Annotated in this window: 9 protein-coding genes; 1 reads left to right on the top strand and 8 read right to left on the bottom strand. The window is 69.9% G+C overall.

Going from position 1 to position 8,970, the window contains the following annotated elements:
* Positions 1 to 302: 302 nt before the first annotated feature.
* The 6 genes from mlaD to AC1DVI_RS20530 form a co-directional block, all read right to left on the bottom strand.
* Entirely contained in the window at positions 303 to 788 is a 486-nt protein-coding gene (mlaD, locus tag AC1DVI_RS20555) for an outer membrane lipid asymmetry maintenance protein MlaD (protein WP_114859011.1), read from the bottom strand.
* Positions 789 to 818: 30 nt separating this feature from the next.
* Positions 819 to 1,211, bottom strand: a complete 393-nt coding sequence (locus AC1DVI_RS20550) for an NADH:ubiquinone oxidoreductase subunit NDUFA12 (RefSeq protein WP_145674412.1) — start codon at positions 1,209 to 1,211, stop codon at positions 819 to 821.
* 129 nt (positions 1,212 to 1,340) lie between these two features.
* Complete coding sequence (locus tag AC1DVI_RS20545) at positions 1,341 to 2,012, bottom strand: LysE family translocator (RefSeq protein ID WP_476959551.1); 672 nt, start codon at positions 2,010 to 2,012, stop codon at positions 1,341 to 1,343.
* A gap of 13 nt (positions 2,013 to 2,025) precedes the next feature.
* Positions 2,026 to 2,934, bottom strand: coding sequence for a lipid A biosynthesis lauroyl acyltransferase (locus AC1DVI_RS20540; RefSeq protein WP_476959550.1), 909 nt, complete (start codon positions 2,932 to 2,934; stop codon positions 2,026 to 2,028).
* Positions 2,927 to 3,937 (bottom strand): tetraacyldisaccharide 4'-kinase, encoded by a 1,011-nt coding sequence (lpxK, locus tag AC1DVI_RS20535; protein ID WP_476959549.1) that lies wholly within the window; start codon positions 3,935 to 3,937, stop codon positions 2,927 to 2,929. The genes AC1DVI_RS20540 and lpxK overlap by 8 nt, the downstream gene beginning before the upstream one ends.
* Positions 3,934 to 5,217, bottom strand: coding sequence for a 3-deoxy-D-manno-octulosonic acid transferase (locus tag AC1DVI_RS20530; protein WP_476959548.1), 1,284 nt, complete (start codon positions 5,215 to 5,217; stop codon positions 3,934 to 3,936). The genes lpxK and AC1DVI_RS20530 overlap by 4 nt, the downstream gene beginning before the upstream one ends.
* Before the next feature lie 284 nt (positions 5,218 to 5,501).
* Here AC1DVI_RS20530 and AC1DVI_RS20525 point away from each other — a divergent pair, with 284 nt between their 5' ends.
* Positions 5,502 to 6,857, top strand: a complete 1,356-nt coding sequence (locus tag AC1DVI_RS20525) for a methyl-accepting chemotaxis protein (protein ID WP_476959547.1) — start codon at positions 5,502 to 5,504, stop codon at positions 6,855 to 6,857.
* Positions 6,858 to 6,907: 50 nt separating this feature from the next.
* On the opposite strand, the gene AC1DVI_RS20520 is transcribed toward AC1DVI_RS20525, so the two are convergent.
* The gene (locus AC1DVI_RS20520; RefSeq protein ID WP_476959546.1) at positions 6,908 to 7,906 is read right to left on the bottom strand and encodes a glycosyltransferase family 4 protein; all 999 of its coding nucleotides are present in this window, start codon (positions 7,904 to 7,906) and stop codon (positions 6,908 to 6,910) included.
* Positions 7,903 to 8,754 carry a UDP-2,3-diacylglucosamine diphosphatase gene (locus tag AC1DVI_RS20515; protein WP_476959545.1) on the bottom strand — a complete coding sequence of 284 codons (852 nt, stop codon included), beginning with the start codon at positions 8,752 to 8,754 and terminating at the stop codon, positions 7,903 to 7,905. Before AC1DVI_RS20515 ends, AC1DVI_RS20520 begins: the two co-directional genes overlap by 4 nt.
* Positions 8,755 to 8,970 lie beyond the last annotated feature (216 nt).

Here is an 8,970-nt window from a genome sequence, read left to right as displayed (position 1 = left end):
CCGCCGACCACCGCGCCGACCGGCCCGCCGACCACGGCGCCCGCCGCGGCACCGCCCAGAGCGCCGCTGGCGGCCTTCTCCTCGGTGTTCACGCCGCAGGCGGCGGCGAGCAGGGCGAGGCCGAGAACCAGGAAACGGGCTTTCATCGCTGATCTCCTTTGATGAGTGGGCCGTGTTGGGTCTGGGCAAGGAAACGGCAGCGTGGCCGCGGCTGTTCCGAAGGGAGTTGGGGAAAAGTGGATGGCCCAAACGAAAAAAGGGGCCGTGAGGCCCCTTCGTTCGTCGTGTCTTGCGCGCTTCGCTTACAGCTTGGGCGGTTCGCCGCCCTCCTGGCCGGGCTTGCTCATGTTCTGCAGCGAGAAGATGACCTGACCCAGAAGCTGCTCGATGCCGGGGGTGCTCTGCGTGTATTCGACGCGGCCGTCCGGCTTGAGCATGTCCTCCTCGCCGCCCGGCTCCAGCGACAGGAACTTGCCGCCCAGCAGACTCTCCGAGGCGATGACCGCAGCGGTGTCCTTGGGCAGCTTGATGTCCGGGTGGATCGACATGTGCACGACCGCCTGATAGCTCTTCGGGTCGAGCGTCAGTTCGGTGACCGACCCCACCTTCACGCCGCTGATCCGCACGTCCGCCCCGCTCTGCAGGCCGGAGATGCTGGTGAAGTTGGCGGTGAGGGCGTAGCCGCTCACCTTGCGCAAATCGGCGCTGGTGTAGGCGAAAGCCAGAAAAAAGCCGGCCACGGCGAGGACGACCCCGCCGAGCACGGTTTCAATCACATTGCGGCGCATGAGGGATTCCTAAGGGACCGCGCGGGCGTCTCAGCCCGGAGTCCAGGGTTCGTAATCGCCGGTGGCGCGCACGCGCTGCCCGCCCGCATACTGGTGCCCGGGCGGCCGGTAGGCCTGGAGAGAGCCGGACAGGTTCGGGAGATGCTCCTTCTGCCACGGCTTGTGGAACGCGCTGTTGCCTTCCGGCAGCGGCTCCTTGGTGGTGTGGTGCAGCCAGGAATGCCATTCCGGCGGCACCTTGGAGGCATCCGGTTCACCGGCGTAGATCACCCACCGGCGCTCCTTCACGCCGGCGATGGCGCTGGGGCACCGGTAATAGGTGTTGCCGAAGCGGTCGGTGCCGACCTTGTTGCCCCGGCGCCAGGTGACAAACCGGATGTGGATGTTCGCCATCCAGGTGATCAGGGAGATTTTCTCGCTCATCGTCGCTCGCGGTCGGTAAGCCATTCGGCCGGACGGGCTGGCCGGTTAAACGCGGGCGGCACTATGACACCCCCGGCCACGCTCGTCCACTGACTCCGCAACGTCTTTTCCCGCCTGACGGATTTGCTCTCAGGCGATGCGCCGGTCGGTCAGCAGCAGGCGCAGCGCGAATCCCAGGAACAGCACCCCGGCGACGCCGTCCAGAACCGCCCGCACCCGCGCGCTCGACAGCGCCCGCCGCGCCGCACCGGCGCTGAGGGACGCGACCCCCAGCAGGTAGAGGCCGCCGATGACGCCGAGGATCGAGCCGAGCAGGAAGATCTGCAGCGCGACGTGGCCGAGCGCCGGTGCGACGAATTGCGGCACGAAGGCGAGATAGAACAGGATGACCTTCGGATTCAGCAGGTTGGTCAGCAGCGCCTGGAGGAAGACGCGGTGCGCCGGGGCCGACTCGGGCTTGGCCGTGGTTTCCTCCACGCCGCCGCCGCGTCCGAAGCCGCTCCGCAGGGCGCTCCACAGCGCCCGCCCGCCGATCCAGCCCAGATAGGCGCCGCCGGCGTAGCGCAGCACGTCGAACAGGGCCGGCGAGGCGGCGACCAGCGCCGAGATGCCGGCGGCGGCCAGCAGCGCGTGGATCAGGTTGCCCAGCGTGATGCCGGCGGTGGCGACCACCCCGGCGTTGCGCCCGTCCATCACGCTTCGCGACAGGACCAGCAGCGAATCCGGTCCCGGCGCCAGCGTCAGGACCAGCGCCGCGACGAGGTAGAGTTGAAGCAGATGCGGGTCGAGCGGCAGGGCCATGGGACTTTCTCCGTCAGTCGGGCCAGCGCCGGTGCAGCCAGAGCCATTCGGCGGGGCGCTCGCGAATCCATTGCTCCAACAGAGCGTTCAGGCGCTCCATCAAAATCCGCACATCAGCGTTGCGGTCGCCGGTGTTCGGCGGTTCCACCGGCGGCAGGACGGTGATGCGGAAACGCGCGCCGTCCAGGCGCTCGGTCCGCGCCGGCACCAGCGGGATGCCCAGCCGCAGGGCGAGCTGCGCCGCCGCCGGGGCGGTCATGGCGTCGCGCCCGAAGAAGGGGACGGGCATGCCGTCGTTCATCTTCTGGTCGATCAGCATGCCGACGTGCCCGCCCTTGGTCAGGGTGCGCAGAAGCGCGCGCGCCCCCTCGGGTCCCTTGGGAATGTGCGTTCCGCCGGCGGCCCCCCGCAATTCGGTCAGCAGCCGGCCCACATAGGGGTTGTTGGGCGCGCGGTAGACCACCGCCAACTCCAATCCCATCTTGCGGGAGCAGACGGGCTTCACTTCCCAGTTGGCGAAATGGCCGGAGACGAGGATGCCGGCCTTGCCGTCCTCGCGCAGGGCGTCGATGTGCTCCGCCCCGATCACCTCGGTCCGCCCGCCGGGGCCGTACGCGCCGATGGCGTCGAGGTGCGGGTACTCGGCGATGACGCGGCCCAGATTGTCCCACATGCCGAGGATGATCGCGTCGATCTCCGCGCGGGATTTTTCCGGAAAGGCGCGCTCGAGATTGCGGCGGGCGATGCGGGTGCCGCGAAGGCGCGGGCCGACGGTCCGTCCGATCCAGCCGCCGAGCGCCGAGGCGCGGTCGAGCGGCAGGGCGCGGAACAGGCCGCAAAAGCCGTGGACCAGGACGGCCTCCAGCGGGTAGCCGACCCGGCGGGTCAGCCAGGACACCAGGGGGCCGCGCGGCTTAGCCATGGGGGACTCCAGTCGGAAGCGCGGTCAGAAGGGGGGTGAGCAGGCGGTCGAGGGCGGCGGGCTCCCGCCAGACGGCGCGCACCGGCACCGCCCGGACCAGGGCGCGCAGAGGGTCCGGCAGGCGGACGGCGTCCTTTACGGTGGTGACCGGCAGGGCGCCCAGGGCGCTGGCGCGGTCCACCAGGGCCATCACCTCCTCGGGGCGGTAGGGGTGGTGGTCGGCGAAGGGCCTGCGCTCCACCAAGCGGGCGCCCAGCGCCTCCAGAGTCGCGAAGAACTTCTCGGGGCGCCCAATGCCGGCGAAGGCGAGGACCGCCTGTCCGGCCAGGGCGCGGGCGTCCTCCACCGGCTCCAGCCGGGCGTGGAGGACCGGCAGGGCGCCGGCCACGCGGCGTTCCACCCCGGCGCGGTCCTCGCCCAGCACGACCACGGCCCCGGCGCGGGCCAGACCGCGCTCCACCGGCTCGCGCAGCGGGCCGGCCGGGACGAGATGGCCGTTGCCGAAACCCACCGCCCCATCCACCACGATCAGCGACAGATCCTTGGCGAGGCCGGGATTCTGGAAACCGTCGTCCATCACCAGCACGGAAGCGCCAGCGGCGACCGCCGCCTGCGCCCCGGCGGCGCGGTCGCGCGCCACCCAGCAGGGACCATGGGTGGCCAGCAGCAGCGCCTCGTCGCCCACCGCGGCAGAGTCGTGCGTGCCGAGGTCAACGGCCAGCGGGCCGCGCTCCCGCCCGCCATGACCGCGGGTGAGGAAGGCGGGGGCGACGCCGCGGGCGCGCAGGGCCTCGGCCACGGCGATGCAGACCGGCGTCTTGCCGGCCCCGCCCGCCACCAGATTGCCGACGCAGAGGACCGGCGCGGCGGCCCGTTCCGCTTGCCCCGAGGCCATGCGCAGCCGCCCGGCCAGCCCGTAAAGCGCGCCCAGCGGGGCGAGCGCCCAGCCCAAGGCCGCCCCGGCGGCCCCGCCGGACCCGTACCAGAAACCGGGAGTCCTCATGCCGCGGGCCGGATGCTTCCGGCACCCAGGACGGGGGCCAGAGCCGCCAGAGCGCGGTCGACGATCCGCCGGTTGCCCTCGGTCACCGCGGTCGCGCCGGCGACGACGCGGGCGCGGGCGGCCTCGTCGCTCAGCAGGCGCCCGACCGCGTCGGGCAGCGCCTCTGTCCCCGGCACCGGCAGGGCGCCCCCGGCGCCTTCGAGCTGGCGGGTGATCTCCGCGAAGTTCCACATGTGCGGGCCATAGAGCACGGCGCAGCCGAGCAGGGCCGGCTCCACCGGGTTCTGGCCGCCGTGGGGCACGAAGGAACCGCCCATGCAGACCACTGGAGCCAGCCGGTAGAACAGGCCCATCTCCCCCATCGTATCAGCGATGTGCACGGCGTCGGTGGCGGCGGGCAGGGTGCCCTCGCCTCGCCGCGAGACCGTCAGGCCACGCCCGCGCAGCAACGCCGCGATGTCCGTGCCGCGATGGGCGTGGCGGGGGATCAGCAGCGTCAGCAAGCCGGGCAGACGTGCGGCCAGCGCCTCATGCACCGTGGCGGCCAGCTCGTCCTCGCCGGGATGGGTGCTGGCGAGCAGCCAGACGGGGCGCCCGGCGCAGGCCGCGCGCAGCGTCTCCAGGGCCGTGGGGTCGGCGGGCGGCGGCTCGGCGGAGAATTTCAGGTTGCCGACGCTGACGACGCCCGGCGCGCCCAGCCGGCGCAGACGGTCGGCGTCCTCCTCCGACTGGGCCAGCGTGACCTGGAAGGTGGAGAGCAGCGGCGTGATCAGGCCCGACGCGCAGCGCCATCGGTTGAAGGAGCGCTCCGACATGCGCGCGTTGACCAGTGCCGCCGGAATGCCGCGCGTCCGCACCGCGGCCAGCAGGTTGGGCCAGATCTCCGATTCCGTCCACAGCACCAGATCGGGTCGCCAATGGTCGAGGAAGCGATCCACCGCGGCGGGCAGATCGACCGGCACATACTGGTGAAAGGCGCGCTCCGGCAGACGGCGGGCCATCAGTTCCGCCGAGGTGACCGTGCCGGTGGTCATCAGGACCGTCAGGTCCGGCGTCTCGGCGAGCAGCCGGTCGATGAGGACGAGGACCGAGTTGGCCTCCCCGACGCTGGCCGCGTGAATCCAGGCGAGCCGTCCGGGCGGGCGCGGACGCGCGGCCGTGCCGAACCGTTCGCCCCGGCGGGCGGAGTCCTCCTTGCCGGCGGCCAGCCGCCGGTCGAGATACAGACGAACCGCCGGCCCGGCGAGGGTCGTCAGGCCGCGGTAAAGTGACTGAAGCATGCGGGTCGAAACGCCATCCGACAAAACCAACGCGGCCCGGTTTCCCGGCCGCGGTCCCCTTCACGTTAGCACGGAGGGCGGTGGCAGAGGTAAGGCTTTGCGCTAACACCCGCTGGAAGGCTGATGGCCGTAAGGGACGGGTCGCATACCTCGGTATGACGAATTTGAGACCCATTATGATAATTTTGAAGCAATCCGCTGCTATCCTGATGACGTAGAAACGTCAGCAGCTTCGAAGAGGGCGGGCAATGCGCCGGCCTTCAACATTTCAGGGTGATAATATCATGGCGGGCGTACAGGAACGTGACGGCCAGGAAAACCGGCTCCGGGCCTTCAACATCACCGAAGCGGACATCGCGCGTCTGCGCGCCAACCGGGATTTCGCGCAGCACCGTCTGCCCGTGCTGCTGGAGCAATGGCACGGCGCCTTCGCGGCGTGGCCGGAAATCCGCGACGCCCTGACCCTGCCGGACGTGCACGCCGCGCGCGTGTCCCACTGGACCCGCGTGGTCTCGGGCGACTTCGGTCCGGGCTTCCTGGAGTCCGCCCACCGGCTGGCCAAGGCCTTCTACGACCACGGCGTGCCGGGCTACGCGGTCGCCATCTGCCATCACACGGTGTCCAGCGGCATCGTCCGCGAACTGGGCCTCGGCGCGGCGGAGGGGCGGCGGTCATTGTTCGGATCGAAGAAGGCCGCTGAGGCGGCCGCCCTGCGCGACACGCTGGGCCGCGTCGCCTGGCTCGACCTCGAGGTGCTGCTGGAGACCTACGCGGCGGCCGAGCGGGAGAGCAAGCGCGCCATTCTGAACCAGCTCGCCGACAGCCTGGAGGGCAGCGTCCGCGGCATCGCCGCCAACACGGTGGCCGCGTCGGACGAGATGAAGGGCAACGCCCAGCGCATGGCCCAGATCGCTGCCGCCACCAACCGCCAGTCGCTCGCCGTCGCCGCGGCCGCCGAGCAGGCGTCCGCCAACGTGCAGACGGTCGCCGCCGCGTCCGGACAGCTCACCAGTTCCATCGCCGAGATCAGCCGGCAGGTCGCCCAGTCGTCGCAGGTCGCCCGCGGCGCGGTGGCCGAGGCGGAGCGGACCAACGCCACGGTGAACGGGCTGGTCGACGCGGCGCAAAAGATCGGCGCGGTGCTTCAACTCATCAACAGCATCGCCGGGCAGACCAACCTGCTGGCGCTGAACGCGACGATCGAAGCCGCCCGCGCCGGGGAGGCCGGCAAGGGCTTCGCCGTGGTCGCGCAGGAGGTCAAGAACCTCGCCAACCAGACGGCCAAGGCGACCGAGGACATCTCTATTCAGATCGCCAGCATCCAGGAGGTCGCGCGCGGCTCCGCCGAGGCGCTGAGCGGCATCGGCGCCACCATCGGCAGCATCAACGACATCGTCATCACCGTCTCCGCCGCGGTGGAGCAGCAGACCGCCGCCACCCAGGAGATCGTCCGCAACGTTCAGGAGGCCGCCCGCGGAACCCGCAGCGTGACCGACACCATCGGAGCGGTGACCAGGGGGGCGTCGGAAACCGGCAGCCTCGCCGAGGAGGTGCTGGGGTCCGCCGGCAACCTGCACCGCGAGTCCGACCGCCTGCGCGAGAGCGTGGACCTGTTCATGCAGCGCATCCGCGCCGCGTGATCGGGAGGAGAGCGGGGGCGGCCGTGCGCCGGCCCCGCTCCATGTCGTCATCAGGAGAATGGGCGAAGGTTCGCCAGGAACTGTTCGGCGGAGCGCCGCCAGGAGAAGTTCAGGGCATAGTCCCGGCAGTGTTCCGGCGGGATGGCCAGCGCGCGTTCGACCGCCTCCTTCAGGTCCTCGTCGAGACAGCCGGCACCGGAGCCGTCGACCACGTCCAGGGGGCCGGGCACCGGGTAGGCGGCCACCGGCACGCCCGAGGCCAGCGCCTCCAGCAGCACCAGACCGAAGGTGTCGGTGCGCGACGGGAAGACGAAGACGTCAGCCGCCGCGTAATGCTCGGCCAGTTCCTCGCCGTGGCGGGCGCCGGCCCAATGGACCTCCGGGTATTTCTGCTGAAGTTCCGCGCGGGCCGGGCCGTCGCCGACCACCACCTTGCTGCCCGGCAGGTCGAGCCGGAGGAAATCCTCAAGGTTCTTCTCCACCGCCACGCGCCCGACATAGAGGGCGATGGGGCGGGGCAGCGCCAGGAAGCCCTTGGCGCGGGGGCGGAACAGCTCGGTGTCCACGCCGCGGGTCCAGCGCCGGATGTTGGTGAAGCCGCGGGCGGCGAGGTCGCTCTCGATGGATGGCGTCGCCACCATCACCGCCGAGGACGGCCTGTGGAAGCGGCGCACCACCGCGTAGCTGAGCGCCAGCGGCACCGGCGCCCGGTCGCGCACATATTCCGGGAAGCGGGTGTGGTAGGCGGTGGTGAAGGGCCGGCCGTGGTGGAGGCAGTAGCGCCGGGCGGCGAAGCCCAGCGGCCCTTCGGTGGCGATGTGGATGCAGTCGGGGCGCAGCGCGTCGATCATCGCGTGCAGCCGCCGCCCCGCGCCCAGAGCCAGCCGGATTTCCGGGTAGGTGGGCATGGGCACCGTGCGGAAGCGGTCGGGGCCGATCACCTCCACGTGATGGCCCATGGCCTCCAGCTCCGCTCGGACGGTGCCGATGGTGCGCACCACGCCGTTGACCTGGGGGAGCCAGGCGTCGGAGACGATCAGGATATTCACGCCGCAACCGACTCCTTGGCCGCCTTCTCCTTCACCTTCTCCGCCTTCTCCTTGGGCGGGATGCGGGTGGGCAGCGTCGTTGCGGTGCGCCGGCGGATGTCCGCCGCCCAATCGATGATCTCCAACCGGCCGCAGGGATGCTCGACCAAGGCGGTGCAGGACTCGACCCAGTCGCCGTCGTTGCAATAGAGGATTCCTTCCATGTCGCGGATTTCCGCGGTGTGGATGTGGCCGCAGACGACCCCGTCCACCTTGCGGCGCCGGGCCTCGTCGCCGAGAGCGGTCTCGTAATTGCCGATGAACTCGACCGCCGTCTTCGTCTTGTGTTTCAGGAAGGCGGACAGGGACCAGTAGGGGAAGCCCAGCTTGCGGCGGACCCAGTTGAACAGCGTGTTGGCCTGGAGCAGGACCACGTAGGCGTTGTCGCCGACGAAGGCCAGCCAGCGGGCGTACTTCACCACCACATCGAAGCGGTCGCCATGGGTGATCAGGAGTCGCCGCCCGTCGGCGGTGACGTGGATCATCTCCTCCACGACATGGACGCCGCCGAACTGCAAGCCGGCGTAATCGCGGGCGGCCTCGTCGTGGTTGCCGGGGATGTAATAGACCTGCACGCCCTTGCGCGCCCGGCGCAGGATCTTCTGCACCACGTCGTTGTGCGCCTGCGGCCAGTACCAAGTCTTGCGCAGACGCCAGCCGTCCACGATGTCGCCGACGAGATAGAGGTGGTCGGACTCGTTGTGCTTCAGGAAATCGAGAAGATATTCCGCCTTGCATCCCCGCGTGCCCAGATGGACATCGGAGATCCAGATGCTGCGGTATTGCTTGACGTCGCGTGATGCGCTCATGCCCCGCTCCATCGCCGTTCCGGCAAGGTTTCGGTGAAACGCTTTCCGTATATCCGCAGGTCATTCTCTTGACAATATTTTAGAGCGTCCGCATTTGTTGGGAACAATGATTTCGATAAGACTTCTTGTCAACGTAACAAAGGCGAAAAATGACTTTATCAAAACTGAAACAGGATGGTCATATTGGAGGCCGGTGTGGTGGATGGGGGCGAGTCG

This window comes from Azospirillum sp. P4_B5, assembly GCF_056402275.1.
The sequence above is the reverse complement of the archived record's forward strand: the minus strand, read 5'-3'. Positions and strand labels throughout refer to the sequence as shown.